At 60.7% G+C, this 20,668-nt stretch carries 16 protein-coding genes; 9 read left to right on the top strand and 7 right to left on the bottom strand.

Annotation, left to right across the window (positions count from 1 at the left end; genetic code table 11):
• The first annotated feature begins 58 nt into the window (after window positions 1–58).
• From JFU58_RS22485 to JFU58_RS22465, 5 genes are all read left to right on the top strand, one after another.
• Entirely contained in the window at window positions 59–1,123 is a 1,065-nt protein-coding gene (locus JFU58_RS22485) for a putative 2-aminoethylphosphonate ABC transporter ATP-binding protein (protein ID WP_063026458.1), read from the top strand.
• A gap of 1 nt (window position 1,124) precedes the next feature.
• On the top strand, window positions 1,125–2,849 hold the full coding sequence (locus tag JFU58_RS22480) for a putative 2-aminoethylphosphonate ABC transporter permease subunit (RefSeq protein ID WP_201142345.1): 1,725 nt from the start codon (window positions 1,125–1,127) through the stop codon (window positions 2,847–2,849).
• Between the two features lie 23 nt (window positions 2,850–2,872).
• Window positions 2,873–3,889, top strand: a complete 1,017-nt coding sequence (locus JFU58_RS22475; protein ID WP_017476554.1) for a putative 2-aminoethylphosphonate ABC transporter substrate-binding protein — start codon at window positions 2,873–2,875, stop codon at window positions 3,887–3,889.
• A 125-nt stretch (window positions 3,890–4,014) separates the two neighbouring features.
• The gene (locus JFU58_RS22470) at window positions 4,015–5,139 is read left to right on the top strand and encodes a TIGR03364 family FAD-dependent oxidoreductase (protein WP_201142343.1); all 1,125 of its coding nucleotides are present in this window, start codon (window positions 4,015–4,017) and stop codon (window positions 5,137–5,139) included.
• On the top strand, window positions 5,139–5,693 hold the full coding sequence (locus JFU58_RS22465; RefSeq protein ID WP_177070884.1) for a phosphonate degradation HD-domain oxygenase: 555 nt from the start codon (window positions 5,139–5,141) through the stop codon (window positions 5,691–5,693). The genes JFU58_RS22470 and JFU58_RS22465 overlap by 1 nt, the downstream gene beginning before the upstream one ends.
• On the opposite strand, the gene JFU58_RS22460 is transcribed toward JFU58_RS22465, so the two are convergent.
• Both JFU58_RS22460 and JFU58_RS22455 read right to left on the bottom strand, forming a co-directional pair.
• Window positions 5,690–7,063 carry a DUF3482 domain-containing protein gene (locus tag JFU58_RS22460; protein WP_177070883.1) on the bottom strand — a complete coding sequence of 458 codons (1,374 nt, stop codon included), beginning with the start codon at window positions 7,061–7,063 and terminating at the stop codon, window positions 5,690–5,692. The two genes, JFU58_RS22465 and JFU58_RS22460, sit on opposite strands and share 4 nt — an antisense overlap.
• Window positions 7,056–8,435: a DUF2868 domain-containing protein gene (locus tag JFU58_RS22455; RefSeq protein WP_017476550.1), complete on the bottom strand. Its 1,380-nt coding sequence runs from the start codon at window positions 8,433–8,435 to the stop codon at window positions 7,056–7,058. The genes JFU58_RS22460 and JFU58_RS22455 overlap by 8 nt, the downstream gene beginning before the upstream one ends.
• A 90-nt stretch (window positions 8,436–8,525) precedes the next feature.
• On the opposite strand from JFU58_RS22455, the gene JFU58_RS22450 reads away from it, so the two are divergent.
• Window positions 8,526–9,038 (top strand): dihydrofolate reductase, encoded by a 513-nt coding sequence (locus tag JFU58_RS22450; protein WP_201142341.1) that lies wholly within the window; start codon window positions 8,526–8,528, stop codon window positions 9,036–9,038.
• Between the two features lie 94 nt (window positions 9,039–9,132).
• Here JFU58_RS22450 and JFU58_RS22445 read toward each other — a convergent pair whose 3' ends face one another.
• Window positions 9,133–10,524 carry an L-cystine transporter gene (locus JFU58_RS22445; RefSeq protein WP_201142339.1) on the bottom strand — a complete coding sequence of 464 codons (1,392 nt, stop codon included), beginning with the start codon at window positions 10,522–10,524 and terminating at the stop codon, window positions 9,133–9,135.
• Between the two features lie 241 nt (window positions 10,525–10,765).
• Here JFU58_RS22445 and JFU58_RS22440 point away from each other — a divergent pair, with 241 nt between their 5' ends.
• Window positions 10,766–11,824 carry a phosphorylcholine phosphatase gene (locus JFU58_RS22440; RefSeq protein ID WP_063026473.1) on the top strand — a complete coding sequence of 353 codons (1,059 nt, stop codon included), beginning with the start codon at window positions 10,766–10,768 and terminating at the stop codon, window positions 11,822–11,824.
• 244 nt (window positions 11,825–12,068) lie between these two features.
• On the top strand, window positions 12,069–13,400 hold the full coding sequence (locus JFU58_RS22435) for an IS4 family transposase (protein WP_201139679.1): 1,332 nt from the start codon (window positions 12,069–12,071) through the stop codon (window positions 13,398–13,400).
• A 41-nt stretch (window positions 13,401–13,441) separates the two neighbouring features.
• Here JFU58_RS22435 and ilvD read toward each other — a convergent pair whose 3' ends face one another.
• From ilvD to JFU58_RS22415, 4 genes are all read right to left on the bottom strand, one after another.
• A complete protein-coding gene (ilvD, locus tag JFU58_RS22430; RefSeq protein ID WP_063026475.1) occupies window positions 13,442–15,283 on the bottom strand; it encodes a dihydroxy-acid dehydratase in 1,842 nt (613 codons plus the stop codon).
• 259 nt (window positions 15,284–15,542) lie between these two features.
• Window positions 15,543–16,742 (bottom strand): MFS transporter, encoded by a 1,200-nt coding sequence (locus tag JFU58_RS22425; RefSeq protein ID WP_201142337.1) that lies wholly within the window; start codon window positions 16,740–16,742, stop codon window positions 15,543–15,545.
• Window positions 16,743–16,864: 122 nt separating this feature from the next.
• Complete coding sequence (locus JFU58_RS22420) at window positions 16,865–17,947, bottom strand: SagB/ThcOx family dehydrogenase (RefSeq protein WP_201142335.1); 1,083 nt, start codon at window positions 17,945–17,947, stop codon at window positions 16,865–16,867.
• Between the two features lie 387 nt (window positions 17,948–18,334).
• Window positions 18,335–19,531 carry a class I SAM-dependent rRNA methyltransferase gene (locus JFU58_RS22415; protein WP_003213799.1) on the bottom strand — a complete coding sequence of 399 codons (1,197 nt, stop codon included), beginning with the start codon at window positions 19,529–19,531 and terminating at the stop codon, window positions 18,335–18,337.
• Window positions 19,532–19,844: 313 nt separating this feature from the next.
• Between JFU58_RS22415 and JFU58_RS22410 the strand changes: the two genes are divergently transcribed.
• On the top strand, window positions 19,845–20,657 hold the full coding sequence (locus JFU58_RS22410) for an HDOD domain-containing protein (protein WP_172834596.1): 813 nt from the start codon (window positions 19,845–19,847) through the stop codon (window positions 20,655–20,657).
• The last annotated feature ends 11 nt before the right edge of the window (window positions 20,658–20,668 follow it).

Here is a 20,668-nt window from a genome sequence, read left to right as displayed (position 1 = left end):
ACAAGAGGGACGCATTGCCTGCCTAGGATGACCTTTATCAGTTTGATGAGGTGCCTCCATGAACACAGCCATGACCAACCCCGGCGCGCCAATGAAGGTGCGCGGTGTGCAGAAACGCTTCGGCGCCTTTACCGCGCTGGATAACGTGTCCCTGGATGTCGCCGCCGGCGAACTGGTGTGCCTGCTGGGCCCTTCGGGCTGCGGCAAGACCACCTTGCTGCGCTGCATCGCCGGCCTGGAACGCCAGGACAGCGGCGAGTTGTACCTCGGCGACCGCGACGTTTCCCTGCTGGCACCCCAGGCTCGGGACTACGGCATTCTGTTCCAGTCCTACGCGCTGTTTCCCAATCTCACCGTCGAAGCGAACATCGGCTACGGCCTCACCGGCAGTGGCCGCGATGAAGTGCGCAAGCGCGTCGGGCAGATGCTGGAACTCGTAGGCCTGGTGGGCAGCGAAAAGAAATTCCCCGGCCAACTCTCCGGCGGCCAACAGCAGCGCGTTGCCCTGGCCCGCGCCCTGGCACCGGCGCCGTCCTTGTTGTTGCTGGACGAACCCATGTCGGCCCTCGACGCCCGGGTACGCGAGCACCTGTGCACCGAGCTGCGCCAACTGCAACGCCGCCTGGGCATTACCACCCTGATGGTCACCCACAACCAGGACGAGGCCATGCTGATGGCCGACCGCATCGCCGTGATGAACAACGGCAAGGTCGAGCAGTACGCCACGCCCCAGGAAATCTACGACCGCCCTGCCACGCCGTTCGTGGCCGAGTTTGTCGGCCAGGGCAACTGGCTGCCGTTCAGTCGCAACAGCGCCAGCCACGCCCAGGTCGGCGGGATGAATATGCGCCTGGCGGAAAACTCCGGTGCCGCAAAATCGGGCCGTCTGTTCTGCCGCCCGGAAGCCATCAGCGTCAACCCGCCGGTGCATGAAGAAAACCTGTTCCCGGCCAAGGTCCGCGAGATCACCTTCCTCGGCAACCGCTGCCGCATGAGCTTTGAGCTGGACCAACTGCCCGGCCATCCGCTGCTGGCCGAACTGGCCCCGGAAGCCATGCCGCGCCTCGGCGCCCAGGACATCTGGGTCGCGCTGCCCCCGCGCAGCCTGCAGGTGTTTGCCTGAGATGGCCCGCGATATGACTCTGCCGATACCCGATAACGTGGCTCGTCAGGTTTCCCGTGCCGAAGTCGGCGACCGTATTTTTGTAGTCGGTGGCAAGCTGCTCTGGCTGTGCCTGCTGGGCGTCGCGGTACTGCTGCCGCTGCTGGCCATCTTCTGGCGCGGCTTCAGCAGTGAAGCCGGGCAGGGCGGTGGCCTGGTGGCGGCGCGGGAACTGGTCACCAGCGACAACTTCCACTGGTTGCTGGGTAACAGCCTGAAGGTTTCCAGCAGCGTGGCGGCCATCGTCGTACCGTTGGCCTACCTGTTTGCCTACGCCCTGCAACGCACGTTGATTCCGGGCAAGGCGATCTGGCGCGGCATGTCGCTGCTGCCGTTGATGGCGCCGTCGATGCTGCCCGGGATTGCGCTGGTCTACCTGTTCGGTAACCAGGGCATGCTGCGCGGGCTGCTGTCGGACAACATCTATGGCTTCTGGGGCATCGTCCTCGGCGAAGTGATCTACACCTTTCCCCATGCCTTGATGATCCTGTTGTCGGCGCTTTCCCTGGCGGATGCACGTTTGTTTGACGCCGCATCGAGCATGGGCGCGAGTCCCGCCCGGGCGTTTCGCAGCATCACCTGGCCGGCGACGCGCCAGGCCGTGTTTGCCGCGTTTTGCCTGGTGTTCACCCTGACCATCACTGACTTCGGCGTGCCCGTGGTAGTCGGCGGCGATTATCAAGTGCTGGCGCTGGAAGCCTACAAAGCTGTGGTCGGCCAGCAGCAATTTGGCCGCGGTGCCTTGATCGGCATGGTCCTGCTGCTGCCGGCGCTGTTCAGCTTCGGTGTCGACGCCTGGCTGCGCCGCCGTCATGGCGACTCCATGAGCGGCCGCGCCCAGGTGTTCCAGCCTGCGCCGTCGAAACTGCGAGATGGCTGCTACCTGGCCATCGTCCTGCTGATCTGCGCGATCCTGTTGCTGGTGTTCGGCATGGCGGTCTACTCGTCGCTGGTGAAGTTCTGGCCCTACAACCTGTCGCTGTCCTTGGCTCACTACCAGTTCGAGGACACGGCCGGCGGCGGTTGGCTGGCCTACCGCAACAGCATCACCATGGCCCTGTGCACCGCGTTGATCGGCAGCGTGCTGATCTTTACCGGCGCCTACCTGATGGAAAAGACCAAGGGCCAGAAGGGCCTGAACCTGGCGCTGCGCATGCTCAGCTTCGTGCCGATGGCGGTGCCAGGGTTGGTGCTGGGCCTGGGCTACGTGTTCTTTTTCAACCTCAACGGCAACCCGCTGCATGTGCTCTACGGCACCATGACGCTGCTGGTGGTGTGCACCATTGCTCACTATTTGACCACCGCACAAATGACCGCCACCACGGCCCTGCGCCAGTTGGACGCCGAGTTCGAAGCCGCCGCGCTGTCCCTGAAGGCGCCGCTGTACCGGCATTACCTGCGGGTCACCGTGCCGATCTGCTTGCCGGCGCTGCTGGACATCGTGCGCTACCTGTTCGTCTCGGCGATGACCACCGTCTCCGCCGCGATCTTCCTCTACAGCCCCGACACCATCCTCGCGGCAGTCGCCGTGCTGAACATGGACGACGCTGGCAACGTAGGCGGCGCGGCGGCCATGTCGACCCTGATTCTGTTCACCTCGGCGGGCGTGTCCTTGCTGCTGGCGTGGGCCTCACGCGGCTTGTTGCGCCGCTCCCAGGCCTGGCGCCAAACCGCGCCCGGCCAATAAATCATCCATAAAGGAACTGCACCATGTTCAAGCCCCTGGCGTTAGCCGCTGCTGTGCTCACTGCGTTCAGCCTGAATGCCTTTGCCGCCAAGACCGAGTTGACCGTGTACACGGCCCTCGAAGCCGAGCAATTGAAGACTTACAAACAAGCCTTCGAAAAGGCTAACCCGGACATCGATATCAAATGGGTGCGCGACTCCACCGGCATCATCACCGCCAAGCTGCTGGCCGAAAAAGCCCGCCCGCAGGCTGACGTGGTCTGGGGCCTGGCGGCTTCCAGCCTGGCGATCCTCGACCAGCAGGGCATGCTGCAAAACTACGCACCCAAGGACCTGGGCAAGATCGGCGCGAACTACCGCGACGCCGCCAATCCACCGGCCTGGGTCGGCATGGACGTGTGGGCTGCGACCATCTGCTTCAACACCGTCGAAGCCGAAAAGCAGGGCCTGAGCAAGCCGGTGAGCTGGCAGGACCTGACCAAGCCTGAGTACAAAGGCAAGATCGTGATGCCCAACCCGGCCTCGTCCGGCACCGGTTTCCTGGATGTGAGCGCCTGGCTGCAGACCTTCGGCGAGAAACAGGGCTGGCAGTACATGGACGACCTGCACCAGAACATCGGCCAGTACGTTCACTCCGGTTCCAAACCGTGCAAGCTGGCGGCGTCAGGTGAGTTTCCGATCGGTATCTCGTTTGAATACCCGGCCGTTCAATTGAAGCGCCAGGGTGCACCGCTGGACATCATCCTGCCGAAAGAAGGCCTGGGCTGGGACATCGAAGCGACTGCCGTGATCAAAGGCACTGCCCACGCGGACGCGGCACAGAAACTCGCCGACTTCTCCGCCAGCCCGGCGGCGATGGAGCTGTACAAGGAAAACTTCGCGGTACTGGCTCAGCCGGGTATTGCCAAGCCGCAGACCGAATTGCCGGCTGACTATGAGCAGCGGCTGATCAAGAACGACTTTGCCTGGGCGTCGAAAAACCGCGACAGCATCCTGACCGAATGGCGCAAGCGCTATGACGGCAAGTCGGAAAAACAATAACCGCCGATCGTTCCCACGCTCTGCGTGGGAACGCGGGCCTGGACGCTCTGCGTCCGCTTTTGTAGTCGTGACGCGGAGCGTCACAGGATGCATTCCCACGCGGAGCGTGGGAACGAGAGGTCTTCATGACACAACTGCTGATCATCGGCGCCGGCATCCTCGGCCTGTCCCACGCTTATGCGGCCGCCAAACGCGGCCTCAAGGTCAAGGTCTTCGAGCGCAGCGCCACTCCATTGGGTGCTTCCGTACGCAACTTCGGCCAGGCACTGGTCACCGGCCAGCCGCCCGGGCCGATGCTCGACCTGGCGCGGGAAAGCCGCGAAATCTGGGGCCAGTGGGCACAACTCGCCGGTATCCAGCTCAAACGCAACGGCTCCTATCTGTTCGCCCGCACCGAAGCCGAAGAGCACTTGCTTGAAGCCTTCTGCGCCGGTCGCGCCCTGGAGCACGGTTATCGCGTCGAGTTGCTGCAAGGCGCGGCCCTGCACGGTCTGTACGGTGGCCAGTTCGCTCATCACCGTGCCGCGCTTCACGGCCTGGACGATCAACAACTGTATTCCCGCGAAGCCATCCCGGCGCTGATCAACTACCTGAGCCGCGAACTGAACGTGGAGTTTCATTTCTCCACCCTGGTGCGCGACATCGAACCCGGCCAGGTGCACACCACCGCCGGCACCTTTCGCGGTGAGCAGATCATTGTCTGCTCCGGTCACGACTACCAGACGCTGCTGGCCGAGCAGATCGGCGAACTCAACCCGCAAATCTGCCGCCTGCAAATGCTGCGCGCTCGGCCAGCGGTGGAATTGAACCTGCAACACGCGCTGCTGACCGGTCTCAGCTGCGTCCACTACGGCGCCTTCGCCGATTTGCCGGAAGCCGCGCCGGTGCAGGCCGAAATCCTGCGGGATGTACCGCATCTGCACGAAAACGGCATTCACCTGCTGATCAGCCCAACGCCTTATGGTGAGCTGATCATCGGTGATTCCCACCATTACGGCAGCGATCCATCACCGTTCAATGCCGAGCAGGTGGACACCTGGATGATCGAGTTGGCCGAAGAGACTCTGGGCTGCAAGATCCAGGTCGTGGAGCGCTGGCAGGGCGTCTATGGTTCCCGTGGCCCAGGGCCGTTTTCGTTCTTGCGGGCGGCGCCGGGGGTGAATGCGGCGTTGATGCACACCGGCGTGGGCATGAGCGTCGGGCCGGCGATGGCCGAGCGCAATATCACTGAGCTGTGGGGGAGTGCGTGATGAATACTGAACAGGCAATCGCCGAAGTCTTCGGCCTGTACGAACAGCACGGTACGGCCGACTACATTGGCGAACCGGTCTCGCAGATTGAGCACATGTCCCAGGCCGCGCAACTGGCCATGGCCGAAGGCTTCGATGATGAAGTGGTGCTGGCGGCGTTCTTCCACGATATCGGGCACATCTGCGGCCAAGGTGGCGAGAACATGGGCGGTTATGGTGTGGTCAGCCATGAACGGCTGGGGGCCGATTATCTGCGCCAGGCGGGCTTCAGCGAGCGCATGGCAAAACTGGTGGAATACCACGTGCAGGCCAAGCGTTACCTGACCTTCAGCCAGCCGGATTACTACGCGCGCTTGAGCGAAGCCAGCCGTCGTACCTTGGGTTACCAGGGCGGCGTGATGACTGCCGAGGAGGCACGGGCGTTTGAGCAGGACCCGCTGTGCGCCGTCAGCCTGCGCATGCGTCACTGGGATGAACAGGCCAAGGAAATGCACGTGCCGGTGATGGACCTTGAAGTGTTGAAATCCAAGGCCCGGCAGTTGTTGGCGGCTTAGGTTTCGTCCAGGCGCTGGGCCAGGGCTTCGATCTGTTCCTGGCGTTCGGCCTGGCTCAACTTGGGATGCGGGTTGAGGGACGACCATTGCGGATGAGCCCGGGCCTTGTTCAGGGCTTCGGGCAATTTGCCTTCGCGCCAGGTCTTGTCCTGTGGCGTGTCGACCTTGATGCTGTGGATCGCCGCATGGCCCCGCAGGTTCAGGGCCTTGAGCAGTTGCCGCTGACGCAGGGCCAACAGGCGCAGCACGCTGTCGTCGACGGTCAGCTCGCGCTGGCCCTTGATCTTGCCCAGCAGGCGGCTGCCATAGCTGCGGGCCGTTTGCAGGGCGCCACCGGCTATGGCCCCGGCGAGGGCGGCGGCGCCGAGGGTCAGGCCGCCTACCAGTAAGTCCACGCCCGCACCGGCTGCGGCGCCAGCTGCAATCCCGCCGCCGACGCGCACGCCCAGTTGCTTGAGGGTTTCGGGGTTGAACAGGTCGTCGCCCCAGCGCCCGTCCAGCAGCGGTAAATCGCTGGCGGCGGCGTCCTGCGGGCGGAAGCCGAACAGCTTGAGCAAGGCTTCCACGCAGCGCTGTTCGCGCTGGCGCACGGCTTTGCGCAGTTCGCTGATGGCTTGCTGTTCCACCTCGACCTCGCTGACCACGCTGCGGCGGCAGGCGGCGCAGTCGATCAGCAGTTCGGCGATCAGCCGTGCAGCACTTTGCTGGCGAGCCTGGCGCTGGGCTTCCTGATCAAGGATCAGCCGCTCCAGTTGCCCACGGGAATTTTCCAGCAGCAGGGCGAGGCTTTCATAGAGGCGGCGCTCGCCGTCTTCCGGCGGCGCGACGCTGTCGAAACGCACCAGCGCGTGCAGGCCGAGGCGGGCGAGGGCTTCGCGCCAGTCCGGCTCGCGGTGGTCGGCGCTGCTGACAAAATTGAGCACCGGCAGCAACGGTTTGCCACAGCTGGCCAGCACTTGCAGCTCATCGCGGTACTTGGCCAGCACCGGTTCCCGGGCGTCTATCACATACAGCCCGGCGTCGGAGGCGAGCAGTTGGCGCAGCACCTTGGCTTCCTGTTCGAAGCGTTGCCGGGCCTCGCTGCCTTCCAGAAAACGCGCCAGCCGTGCCGGGCCGTCGAGGCGTTCGCCGGGGCGGTCCAGGCGCTCGAGGTAATCGAGCAGGGCGATGGCATCTTCCAGGCCTGGCGTGTCGTAAAGCTCCAGCAAGGCTTCGCCGTCTACCGACAGCCGAGCACCCTCGACATGCCGGGTGGTGCTGGGCCGATGGGACACTTCACCAAAGCCGACGTCTCGCGTCAGTGTACGCAGCAACGAAGTCTTGCCGACGTTGGTGTGGCCGACCACCGCAAGTTTCAGGGGCTTAGTCATGACCGGTCTCCAGCCAAGTGAGCGGCGCGCAATCGGCGAACGGGATCTCCAACTGTTGCAATGCTGTATGCCAGTCACCCAGGCGTTCCGCGTCCAGCGCCTGGCCCGCCGGCGCTTGCAGCAGCCAGACCCGAGTGGCGGTGGCGCTGCGGGCCAGTTCGGCGATCAGCGCGAGGCTGCCGCGATCCGGCGAGCGGCGTGGGTCGCAGGCGATGGCAAGGCGCGCGGGCGGGAAGCGGGTGAGTTGCTCCAACAGCTTGTTGCGGGATTCGCGGCTGTCGAGGATGCCGGCGTCCTTGACGCTGGCCGGGAGCTTCGGCGGCCAGGTACGTTGGTCATCAAGTTCGATGGCCACCAGCAGGGCGCCGTCGCTTTCCAGTTCGCTGACGCCGCCGGTCACGTGGTGCAACTGTTCGGGCGCCGCATCGTTGACCCCAAGCCGTTCGCTGCTGGGCATCAGCCGTTCACGCAGTTGGCTGTAGCCGGGCAGGTTAAGGTCGAGGCTCAAGGCGGCGCGCCCGCGTTTCCAGCGCCACAGGCACAGCAGCGCGAGGATCAGCCGCGGCAGGATGCCGTACACCAGCAGCACGCCTACCAGCCAGGCGGCCCAGGCCTGGCGGGCGCTTTCGATATTCAGGGCGGCATCGCCGCTGGCGCGGATCATCTCGACGGTGGGCACATTGAAGCCGAGCAAGGCGGGCAGGGCGCCGAGGGTTTGGGTCACGGCGACAAAGGTGTCGGCCCGCAGGATGGTGGTTTCCCACACAAAGCCGTAGCGCCGGGTGGCCAATAGCGTCAGCAGGATCACCATGGCGCTGAGCAGTGCCAGCAGCCACAAGCTGTTGACCAGCACACCGACGGCCCAGCGATTGAGTTTGCGCCGTTGCAGCAACAGCAGCAGGGCGGGCGCCAGTTGCGCGGCCTTGGCGTCGCGGGCGAGTTTTTCGCTGAGCCATAACCACAGGCGGCCGAGGCTGGCGCTGTGTTCACCGGCAAACAACAGGCCCAGGGCCCAGCTCAACAACAGGATCAGGTTCAAACCCAGCAGACTGCCCAAGGCCCAGAAGACATTGACCGGCACCAGCCCGTTGCCCAGTGCGGCAAAGGACAAGCCGGCGCCGCTGATAATGGCAACCACCGCCAGCAGGATCAGCGCCAGGCGTGCGCCTTGCAGCCAGCGGGTCAGGGCGGCGGTCAGGCCATCGCGTTCGGCCAACCACAGCGCGCGGTTTTGAATGCGCGTGGGCAAGTCGCCGCCGGTGCTGCGGGCCAGGCGATTGGCTTCCTGGTCTTCTAGGGCGCCCGCGTGTTCCTCCCGCAGGCGCACGGTTTCGGTCAGCCAGAGTGTTTGCAGGGGATTCAGAGCTGTCACGCGCCGTCCTGTTGAGCCAGTGAGGTTGGAGCATAACCGCTGGAACGCCGGTTGGGGTATGCCGCGCGCGCCTCTGGTATTCTCGTCGCCATGAAAAAAACTCTCCCTTTAAGCCTGATCGCAGCCCTCGGTGAAAACCGTGTGATCGGCGTCGACAACAGCATGCCCTGGCATTTGCCGGGGGATTTCAAATATTTCAAGGCCACCACCTTGGGCAAGCCGATCATCATGGGACGCAAGACCTGGGATTCCCTGGGTCGACCGTTGCCGGGCCGCTTGAACATTGTGGTCAGCCGTCAGACCGATCTGGCGCTGGAAGGTGCGGAAGTTTTTCCGTCCCTCGACACAGCAGTGGAGCGGGCTGAGGAGTGGGCCAAGGCGCAGGGCGTGGATGAGCTGATGCTGATCGGCGGCGCGCAGTTGTATGTCCAGGGGCTGGCGCAGGCGGATCGCCTGTATTTGACGCGGGTGGCGTTGAGCCCGGACGGGGATGCGTGGTTTCCCGAGTTTGATTTGAACCAGTGGAAGCTGGTGTCGAATGTCGAGAATGCGGCTGAGGGGGACAAGCCGGCGTATAACTTCGAAGTCTGGGAAAAAGCCTAAGAGCATCGCAGGCAAGCCAGCTCCCACAGTTGACCGAGTATTACTGAAAAAACCGGTTCAATGTGGGAGCTGGCTTGCCTGCGATAGCGGTCTGTCAGGCCTGCGCCAGTTCCGCATGCTCATCCGCATTCAACAGCTCTTTATCCGTCTGCTGCATGATCTGGCTGGTAATCGCCCCCGCCGTCATCGAACCGTTCACGTTCAACGCCGTACGGCCCATGTCGATCAGCGGCTCAACCGAAATCAGCAGCGCCACCAGTGACACCGGCAAGCCCATCGCCGGTAGCACGATCAGCGCGGCAAATGTCGCACCGCCGCCCACGCCCGCCACACCGGCCGAACTCAAGGTCACAATCGCCACCAGTGTTGCGATCCACAGCGGGTCCAGTGGGTTGATGCCCACTGTCGGTGCAACCATCACCGCCAGCATCGCCGGGTAAAGACCCGCACAACCGTTCTGGCCAATCGTTGCGCCAAACGAGGCGGCAAAGCCGGCGATGGACTGCGGAATCCCCAGGCGACGGGTCTGCGCTTCAATGCTCAGCGGGATGCTGGCGGCGCTGGAGCGGCTGGTGAAGGCAAACGTCAGCACCGGCCAGACCTTGCGGAAGAACCGCAGCGGGTTGATCCCGGCCAGGGACAGCAGCAGGCCATGCACCACAAACATCAGGCCCAGGGCCAGGTACGACACCACCACAAAACTGCCGAGCTTGATGATGTCTTGCAGGTTGGAGCTGGCGACCACTTTGGTCATCAGGGCCAATACGCCGTACGGGGTCAGCTTCATCACCAGGCGCACCAGGCGCATCACCCAGGCTTGCAGGGTGTCGATGGCGTTGAGGACTTTCTGGCCTTTTTCCACGTCATCCTTGAGCAGTTGCAGCGCGGCAACCCCAAGGAATGCAGCGAAGATCACCACGCTGATAATCGACGTCGGCTTGGCCCGAGCCAGGTCGGCGAACGGGTTCTGCGGGATGAACGACAGCAGCAGTTGCGGGATATTCAGGTCGGCGACCTTGCCTGCGTAGTCACTCTGGATCACTTGCAGGCGTGCCATTTCCTGGGTGCCGGCCACCAGGCCTTCGGCGGTGAGGCCGAACAGGTTGGTCAGGCCGATACCGATCAGCGCCGCGATCGCCGTGGTGAACAGCAGCGTGCCGATGGTCAGGAAGCTGATCTTGCCCAGGGACGAGGCGTTATGCAGGCGGGCCACGGCGCTGAGGATCGAGGCAAACACCAGCGGGATCACGATCATTTGCAGCAACTGCACGTAACCGTTGCCGACCAGGTCGAACCAGCCGATCGAGGCCTTGAGCACCGGGTTGCCGGCACCGTAGATCGCGTGCAGCACCACACCGAAGATCACGCTGAGGACCAACGCAAACAACACCTTCTTGGCGAGGCTCCAGTTGGTTCGGCGGGTTTGTGCCAGGCCCAGCAACAGGACCACGAACACCAGTAAGTTGAGAATCAGGGGCAGATTCATTGAAGCTCCGTTGAGAAGGCAGCCAATCGCAGGAGCCTGCGATTGCGAACCGGCAAGCCTAACAGCTTGAAATATATTGATTTAATAACGTTATCGCATGGTGACTGTCGTTTTTGGAATAAGCGGATGGCGCCCAGGCGTATGGCATTGGCGCGATCACGACGAAAGCGGTCGCGCTCGGGCGATAACTGTCACACAGATTTGTTAGCGTCGATGTCTTTCACTCAGGGAGAAAACGCACATGAAGCTAGCGCCGAAACTGTTTGCCGCCGCGCTGTGCCTGGGCCTCGCGAGCCAGGCCTTTGCCGCCACCGAGTTGAAACACTGGCCGGCGGCCGCCGCCAAGCAACTGGACATGATGATTGCCGCCAATGCCAACAAGGGCAACTTCGCGGTGTTCGATATGGACAACACCAGTTACCGCTACGACCTTGAAGAGTCGTTGCTGCCGTACCTGGAAAACAAGGGCCTGATCACCCGCGACACCATGGACCCTTCCCTGAAGCTGATCCCGTTCAAAGACACCGCTGACCACAAGGAAAGCCTGTTCAGTTACTACTACCGCCTCTGCGAAGTCGACGACATGGTCTGCTACCCGTGGGTCGCGCAGATTTTCTCCGGCTTCACCCTCAAGGAACTCAAGGGCTACGTCGACGAGATGATGGCGTCGGGCAAGCCGGTGCCGGTCACCTACTACGAAGGTGACGTGGTCAAGAATATGGAAGTGCAGCCGCCGAAAGTCTTCACCGGCCAGGCTGAGCTGTTCAACAAGCTGATGGAAAACGGCATTGAGGTCTACGTGATGACCGCCGCGTCCGAGGAACTGGTACGCATGGTCGCGGCCGATCCGAAGTACGGCTACAACGTCAAACCCGAGAACGTCATCGGCGTGAGCACCTTGCTCAAGGACCGCAAGACCGGCGAGCTGACCACTGCCCGCAAACAGATCGCCGCCGGCAAGTATGACGAGAAGGCCAACCTTGGCCTGGAACTGACCCCGTACCTGTGGACCCCTGCCACTTGGATGGCCGGCAAGCACGCGGCGATCCTGACCTACATCGACGAGTGGAAAAAACCGGTGATCGTCGGTGGCGACACGCCAACCAGTGACGGCTACATGCTGTTTCATGACGTGGACGTGGCCAAGGGCGGCATCCACCTGTGGGTCAACCGTAAAGACAAATACATGACCCAGCTCAACGGCATGATGGCCAAGCACGCAGCGGCCCAGGCCAAGGAAGGGTTGCCGGTGACGGCGGATAAAAACTGGGTGATCGTCAAGCCGGACGAGATCCAGTAAACCCGCGATCAGTGTGGGAGCTGGCTTGCCTGCGATGGCGGTGTGTCTGTCGGCAGATGTATCAACTGACAGATTGCTATCGCAGGCAAGCCAGCTCCCACATTTTTTGATCTCCTGCGTTCTGGGGATTTTCTCCAGACAAAAAAATGCCCCGCACCTGGCGTAATGCTGTTCACTTAAGCATTTGAGCCCACGCCGGGCTTCCTAGAAAATCCGATACCAGACCTCTGGCATCGGATTTTTTATGTCTGTTCAACAGGACCTGCTTGACCTCGGCGACCTTTTCAACTTCTGCGACCTGAGCACCTTTACCCAAAATATTCCCATTGAGTGGGTAGCGTCTGCGCTGGATCTTTCCAGTCAGGCCACCATTCGCCGGCGTCGCCTGCCCGCTGATCAAGTGCTTTGGTTGGTACTGGGGATGGCGCTATTTCGAGATGAGCCGGTTCACGAAGTGGCCAGACGTTTGAACATCTGCGCCCAAGGCCTGGCTTCTGACCACTTGTTGGCCCGCAGCGGTGTGACCGAGGCGCGAAAGCGGCTCGGTGCCGATCCTGTTGAGTGGCTGTTTCGCAAGACCGGTACTCAATGGGGGGCGGAGCGCTACGACGATGATGCCTGGCACGACCTGCAGGTATTCGCGGTGGACGGTGCACTTTTACGCACTCCGGATACGCCCGAGCTGCGAGATCACTTTGGATCGGGAAACACCCCGAGTGAGCGCCAGACACCGTTTCCCATGCTGCGCCTGGTGGCGCTGATGAATGTGCGTTCGCATGTGATCCTGGATGCTCAATTGAGCCCTTACCGACGCAGTGAAATGCGCTTGGCCGACGAGTTTTTGCAGCAGATTCCCGACCACTCAGTGACGCTGTTCGACAAAGGGTTCTGGGGCGCCGAGCTACTGTCGAGTTTGAGCCGTTCGGGCACCCACCGTCATTGGTTGATCCCGGCAAAAAAAGGACTGGTCTGTGAGGAAGTGGCCCGTTACAGCATGCATGACCGTTTGGTGCGCATGAAAGTCTCACCGCAGGCCAGAAAGCGAAATCCGGTCCTTCCATCGCACTGGGAGGTACGTGAAGTCAGCTATGAAATGCAAGGCAAAGTGAAGACCGTCATGACGTCCTTGCCGGCCGAGACCTACAACACCAAGGCCGTTGCCAAGCTTTATCAGGAACGCTGGGAGATCGAGCTGGGCTTCAGGGACATCAAGAGTTCGATGCAACAGAACGCTATGACCTTGCGCAGCAAAAAAGTCGAGCTGATTTATCAGGAGGTGTGGGGACTTTTGCTGGCTTACAACGTAATTCGTCGGGAAGCCAGTCAGGCAGCGGTGGCGTTTGGCCGAGCGCCCTCGGACATCCGTTTCAAACCGGCTTGTCAGTACATCGCGGTGCAATTGATTGTGATGGCTGCGGCCAACCCGATTTCAGCGACAGGGAGACGATTGGCAGAGTTAAGGGCAGGTATCGGAGGATTGTTTCTGGATCACCGTCCAAGGCCTTCGAGGCCAAGGACGGTGAAGATCTCAAAAACCCGATTTCCAGTAGACCGTAAGGCTGCTCCGCTTAAGTGAACAGCATTACGCACCTGGCGGGGCATTTTTATGGGCGAGGCTTACAGCCCGTCGAGCATCGCCTTGTTACGCACAGCACCCTTGTCGGCACTGGTGGCCAGCAGGGCGTAAGCCTTCAACGCGGTAGTGACTTTGCGCGGACGCTTCTCTACCGGCTTCCAGCCTTTCTTGTCCTGCTCGATGCGGCGTGCCGCCAGTTCTTCGTCGCTGATCAACAGGTTGATCGAGCGGTTCGGAATGTCGATCAGCACCTTGTCGCCATCCTGCACCAGGCCGATGGCGCCGCCCGCAGCGGCTTCCGGAGAAGCATGGCCGATGGACAGGCCCGAGGTACCGCCGGAGAAGCGGCCGTCGGTGAGCAAGGCGCAGGCTTTGCCCAGGCCTTTGGATTTCAGGTACGACGTCGGGTAGAGCATCTCTTGCATGCCCGGGCCGCCTTTCGGGCCTTCGTAACGGATGATGACGATGTCGCCTTCCTTCACTTCGTCAGCGAGGATGCCGCGTACCGAGCTGTCCTGGCTTTCGTAGATCTTGGCGCGGCCTTCGAACACGTGGATCGACTCGTCCACACCGGCAGTTTTCACCACGCAGCCATCCAGCGCGATGTTGCCGTACAGCACGGCCAGGCCGCCTTCTTTCGAATAGGCATGCTCAACACTGCGGATGCAGCCGTTTTCACGGTCGTCGTCGAGGGTTTCCCAACGGGTCGACTGGCTGAACGCGGTTTGCGTAGGGATGCCGGCCGGGCCTGCCTTGAAGAAGTGATGCACGGCTTCGTCGGTGGTCTGGGTGATGTCCCACTTGGCGATGCCTTCGGCCAGGGATTTGCTGTGCACGGTCGGCAGGTCGGTGTGCAGCAAGCCGCCACGGGCCAACGAACCGAGGATCGAGAAGATCCCGCCGGCGCGGTGCACGTCTTCCATGTGGTACTTCTGGATGTTTGGTGCGACTTTGCACAGTTGCGGCACGTGGCGCGACAGGCGGTCGATGTCCCGCAGGTCGAAGTCGATCTCGGCTTCTTGCGCGGCGGCCAGCAAGTGCAAGATGGTGTTGGTGGAACCGCCCATGGCGATGTCCAGGGTCATGGCGTTTTCGAACGCCTTGAAGTTGGCGATGTTGCGCGGTAACACCGACTCATCGTTCTCGGTGTAGTAGCGCTTGCACAGCTCGACGATGGTGCGGCCTGCTTGCAGGAACAGTTGCTCGCGGTCGCTGTGGGTGGCCAGTGTCGAGCCGTTGCCTGGCAACGCCAGGCCCAGGGCTTCCACCAGGCAGTTCATCGAGTTGGCGGTGAACATGCCGGAGCACGAACCGCAGGTAGGGCAGGCGCTACGCTCGTATTCCGCAACCTTCTCGTCAGAAGCGCTGGAATCGGCGGCGATGACCATGGCGTCCACCAGGTCGAGGCCGTGGGAGGCGAGCTTGGTCTTGCCGGCTTCCATCGGGCCGCCGGAGACGAAGATCACCGGGATGTTCAGGCGCAGGGAGGCCATCAGCATGCCGGGGGTGATCTTGTCGCAGTTGGAGATGCACACGATGGCGTCGGCGCAGTGGGCGTTGACCATGTATTCCACGGAGTCGGCGATGATCTCGCGGCTCGGCAGGGAATACAGCATGCCGTCATGGCCCATGGCGATGCCGTCATCCACGGCGATGGTGTTGAATTCTTTCGCTACACCGCCGGCGCGTTCGATCTCGCGGGCGACCAGTTGGCCCAGGTCCTTGAGGTGGACATGGCCGGGTACGAACTGAGTAAACGAGTTGGCAATCGCGATGATCGGCTTTTTGAAGTCGTCATCTTTCATCCCCGTGGCGCGCCACAGTGCGCGGGCGCCGGCCATGTTGCGGCCGTGGGTGGATGTTTTCGAGCGGTAATCGGGCATTGGAGCACTCCGGGCGGCTAATCAGGGACTAAGGGGAGTGAGCTTCTATTGACGTCTGGAACACTCAGAAAATGGCCGTGTGTCCGGAAGTTGCCACTCGCGTCGCGGGATCGCCGCTTGCTTGGGCCTCGAGCTCATAAACCCGCCGGGGGATGACTGGCGATGAATAGGTCCGATTCTACACCGCTGGCGGCCGGAGGGAATGGCCGCCAGCGTGTAGATAGCGCTTACGAGACGTGTGGGGGCGCAAATTTCACTGTCAGCGGCCGACCCGAGCGTTCGTCACCACGCCCCAAACGCTGAACACGATGAAGCTGATGGCGATGGTCAGCAGCAGGTTGGCTCCCGCTTGGGCGAGGGCGGCGCTGCTGACGGCGGCGGTGATGAACATGATGCTGTTGCCGGCCGAAGCGGCGGTGCCGGCGCTGCTGGAGAACAGCAACATGGCCGCGGAAATCGCGGCAGGGCGTACCAGGGTCACGGCCAGGGCGCTGATCAGCATCGGGATCAGCAGGGTGATGGTGGTGATAGCTCCAAGACCGACGATCAGCATCAGAAGCCCGCCTGCGACAAGCAGCAATCCAAGGCCGATGTTGATTTGCCGGGACAGCGAGATGCGTTTTTGAAGATACGACGCCGCCAAGCCACCGAGCAGATAGGCCACGCCATACACCATGAGTACCAGTGCGTACTGGTATTCGGAGAGTTTCAGCGAGTCCATGAAAATCAACGGTGTCACGCTGATCAAGGCGAAGTAGCAGGCGAACACCAACGCGGCGATCCACCAGTAACGCAGGAAGTCGCGATTGGTTGCGACATCTTTCAGCGTACCGATGATCGACACCTGCGTGCGGTGCGGGCTGGCGGACTTGGAGGGCAGTATGCAGAACGCATGGATCAACATGCCCGACGCCATCAGTGCGAACCCATAGAAACTACCTTGCCAGTCGAAGGTGGTTTGCAACCAGGAGCCGATCAGCGGTGACAAGGCGACGAACGAGCCGCTCAGGGTCATGTAGTAGAGGCGAACACGGGCTCGATCCTGTTCTTCGAACAGGTCCTCCACTAACGCGTGGCCCAGTACGAAGAAGCCGCAACCCATGGCCTGGACCGAGCGAAACAGCAGGAAGCTCAGGTAGTCCGTCGATAATGCGCAACCTATCGCACCCAGGATCGACAGCGTGATGCAACCGAGCAGGACTTCCTTGCGGCCCCATTTATCCGACAGCGGGCCGGCGACCAGTTGGGAAATCGAAAAAACCAACGTGAACAGGCTGATGGACAGCGCGACATCTGCGCTGGGCATGTCGAATCGGGCGGCGAGGGCCGGGAATGAGGGCAGCAGGATATTGATCGGGAAAAAGCTGATCAGCGAAATGCAGGTGATGAGGATGAAGCGTGAGAGTTGGTGGCGTTTTATCTCGCTGCCGAGTAAGGGCGAGCAGGAAGACTCAGACATTGTTTTTATTTCCGGTGGGGTGCCAAAAACCGATATTAGCCTTGGGTGGCGAGAATTCAATCAATAAAGGTGGAGTCATTCTCTTCCAAAGGCATGCTGTAAAAGGCTGCATCGCCAAGGCCTCAATCAGTCCTCAAAAGCTTTTCGAATTCATCGCTGAAAACATGACCGTCGCTGTAACCGGCGCCTACGAAAAGTACCAACTGCTCTTTAAGGTCCTGTATGCCAAGGGCTTTCTCGATCTTGGTGTCGTTGAGAGCGGAGGAAATCCAAGTGTTAAGCCCCATGGCGGTTGAAATGAGCTGAGCTGTTTGTGAGATGTGTCCGGCTTCTATCAGGGCAACTCGGTAGGCTCTGGAGTGTGGGTACTTCCACCACAGTTTGTCGAATCGTGATGTAATGAAAATACCAAAGGGAAGATTGTCGATGAAGTGCTGGCCGTTAAGGTAATTTCCAAGAGGCTCTTGTATTCGACGAATCAGCCTGAGTGCGTGTAACTCCGGGTGGTAATAATAAAATCCGGGATTTACGCCTCTTATGTTGTGCGCATACACATAACCTTCGCTGGAGCTTAATCCACCACCTGACGGGCTGCTTCGTCTAGCGCGGAAAGAGGGGGGCGTTAAATGTGAGGTGTCTTGCAGGCGTTCTTTTAAGTGCCCTAGAGACAGGTAGAGCAGCGTACTTAGGTCTTCTAAAGAAATGCTTTTGTTTAAATAGGTGCGGCAGGTTTTTCGCTTAATTAACGTGTGTTGCAGTAACGGGTATGTTCTGAGCGATTCGTTTGGTGAGGGTTGCGGTAGACTGATAAAGTCTTCTGATTGGAGATGGGCGAACCGATTCGAATCAGGAGGACTCTTGCGCATTACGCCCTGGCAGTGGGCCAAATAATGAGCTGCCCAACTGACGCCGTCTGTAGGTTGATCAGCGTCTGATAAGTCTTTTGTACCGATGTGGAATATCCTCGACAAATCATCCCATCCCCACTGGTTATCTAACGTTGGCGCACCTTGTTGAATAATTGCATGGTGAGTGAACGTCGAGTCGATCTCAAACTCAGGATTATAAAGCGAAAGGTCGTATATTAGCTCTAGCAGTCGCTGCGAGTGCGCGCGATCTAATTCAAATTGCTCATGAGTTTTGTAGTTCCAGATAATCAGATGTTGTGATTTGGTTAAGAAAAATAAGTTGGGATTTATTTGCATTGTTTTCTTCCCATTCTTAGGGCTGGGTTGGCGTACAACCCAGCTTGTCATTAACGACTTATTTAGGCATTCCAATCAATGCGAATGCTGCCAGTGCTTTTGACTCAAGAAAGATTGCATTCATATCAGCTCTCCATTTCATTAAGTTAAATGGCTGTCACACAAAATGATTGTGACAGAAACTAGGCTAGGCGCTGGTTTTAGATTTATCTAGTCAGGAGGCGTAGGAGGATTCTGCTGGCGTTGTAGTATATTTTTGCTGTAACGATGAAGCTATATATGGTTTTTGACTTTGTACAAAAAATGAAAAAGTTTGCTTTTATTTGAAGGGGCGGCTTTGTGAATTGATGCTGCCCGGAGCCAGTCGGGCAGCATCGCGGGAAAAACTTAGCTATTCGGCAACAACCGGCACGTAATGCTCTTGATATACCGAGTCTCGGCAATCGCCGGGTGCACCGGGTGGTCCGGGCCCTGGCCGCCGCGTTCCAGCATCTGGATATTGCGGTCCAGGTGACGGGCGCTGGTCAGCAGGATGTTTTGCAGGTCATCTTCCGGCAAGTGCATCGAGCAAGAAGCGCTGACCAGGATGCCGTCCTTGCTGAGCAGGCGCATGGCTTGCTCGTTCAGGCGGCGGTAGGCGCCTTCGCCGTTTTTCATGTCTTTCTTGCGCTTGATGAAGGCCGGCGGGTCGGCCACGATCACGTCGAAACGCTCTTCGCTGGCTTTCAGCTCTTTGAGGGCTTCGAACACGTCGCCTTCGATGCAGGTCATCTTCTCGGCAACGCCGTTCAGTGCCGCGTTGCGCTCCACGCCGTCGAGGGCGAAGGCGGAGGCGTCGACACAGAACACTTCACTGGCGCCGAAGGCGGCCGCTTGCACGCCCCAGCCGCCGATGTAGCTGTACAGGTCGAGTACGCGTTTGCCTTTGGCATACGGAGCCAGGCGAGCGCGGTTCATGCGGTGGTCGTAGAACCAGCCGGTCTTCTGACCCTGGATCACCGGCGCTTCGAACTTCACGCCGTTTTCTTCCAGGGCAACCCACTCCGGCACCAGGCCGAATACGGTTTCGACGTAGCGGTTGAGGCCTTCGGCATCACGCGCGGCGGAGTCGTTCTTGAACAGGATGCCGCTTGGCTTGAGCACTTGGGTCAGTGCAGCGATCACGTCTTCCTTGTGGGCTTCCATGGTCGCCGAAGCGATCTGCACCACCAGGATGTCGCCGAAACGGTCGACCACCAGGCCTGGCAACAGGTCGGAATCGCCGTACACCAGGCGGTAGAACGGCTTGTCGAACAGGCGGTCACGCAGGGACAGGGCCACGTTGATGCGGTGCACCAGCAGCGACTTGTCCAGTGGCAGCTTGATGTCGCGGGACAGCAGGCGGGCGCAGATCAGGTTGTTCGGGCTCATGGCCACGATGCCGAGGGTCTTGCCGCCGGCTGCTTCCAGGATCGCCTGGTCGCCTGCCTGGAAGCCGTGAAGAGGTGTGGCGGCCACATCGATTTCGTTGCTGTAGACCCACAGGTGGCCGTTGCGCAAACGACGATCGGCGTTGGCTTTGAGACGCAGGCTTGGCAGGGACATGACGTCGCTCCGGAAAAAAGAGCGGGAGTATACCGTGTTGTGCAGTACTTGGCCGCGCCGCCGGGCATGTGGGTTGTGATATCCCTGTGGGAGCTGGCTTGCCTGCGATAGCATCACCTCGGTTATCTGAAAGACCAAGCCGTCTGCTTCGCAGGCAAGCCAGCTCCCACATTCGATCCGGTTTCAGTTCGGGTTTTTGAGGTGTCAGCCCGGTTGCCATAAAGGTTAGAATCGCCGCCTAGTCCAGAGTGTGCCCCCTATGTCCCAAGAGCTATCCGCCGAACAGATCCAACAGAGCCTCCAAGGCATCAGCGTGCCGCCTCAACCGCAAATCATGGTGGATTTGCAGATGGAGCAGTACATGCCCGATCCGGATCTGGAAGTGATCGCCCGGCTGATCGCCCAGGACCCGGGCCTTTCCGGCTCGCTGCTGAAGATCGTCAACTCGCCGTATTACGGGCTGAGCAACAAGATTGTCTCGATCCAGCGCGCGGTGAACCTGCTGGGCAGCCGCTCCATCGTCAACCTGATCAACGCGCAGTCGATCAAGGGCGAGATGAGCGACGACACCATCGTCACCCTCAACCGTTTCTGGGACACGGCCCAGGATGTGGCCATGACCTGCCTGGCCCTGGCCAAGCGCACCGGCAGCCAGGCGGTCGATGAAGCCTACGCGTTGGGGCTGTTCCACGATTGCGGCGTGCCGCTGATGCTCAAGCGTTTCCCGAACTACATGAGCGTGCTGGAGGAGGCCTATGCCAACGCCGGCCCGGAATGCCGTGTGGTCGACACCGAGAACCAGGCGTTCAACACCAACCATGCCGTGGTGGGCTACTACACCGCCAAATCCTGGCGCCTGCCGGAGCATGTGACCGACGCCATCGCCAATCACCACAATGCCCTGGCGATTTTCAGCGACGAGTCCAACCACAAGCCGCAGCTGAAAAACCTGCTGGCGATCCTGAAAATGGCCGAGCACATTTGTGCGTCGTACCGCGTGCTGGGCAACCAGGTGGATGACCATGAGTGGAGTGCCATCGGCCCGCTGGTGCTGGACCATATCGGCCTGTCGGACTACGACTTCGAGAGTTTGAAGTTGTCGATCCGCGAGCTGGGCGCGCACTAACCCTTTCTCCA

It is taken from the genome of Pseudomonas sp. TH34 (assembly GCF_016650865.1).
GTDB lineage: Bacteria > Pseudomonadota > Gammaproteobacteria > Pseudomonadales > Pseudomonadaceae > Aquipseudomonas > Aquipseudomonas yamanorum.
This window is presented reverse-complemented; position numbering and strand designations above follow the sequence as displayed.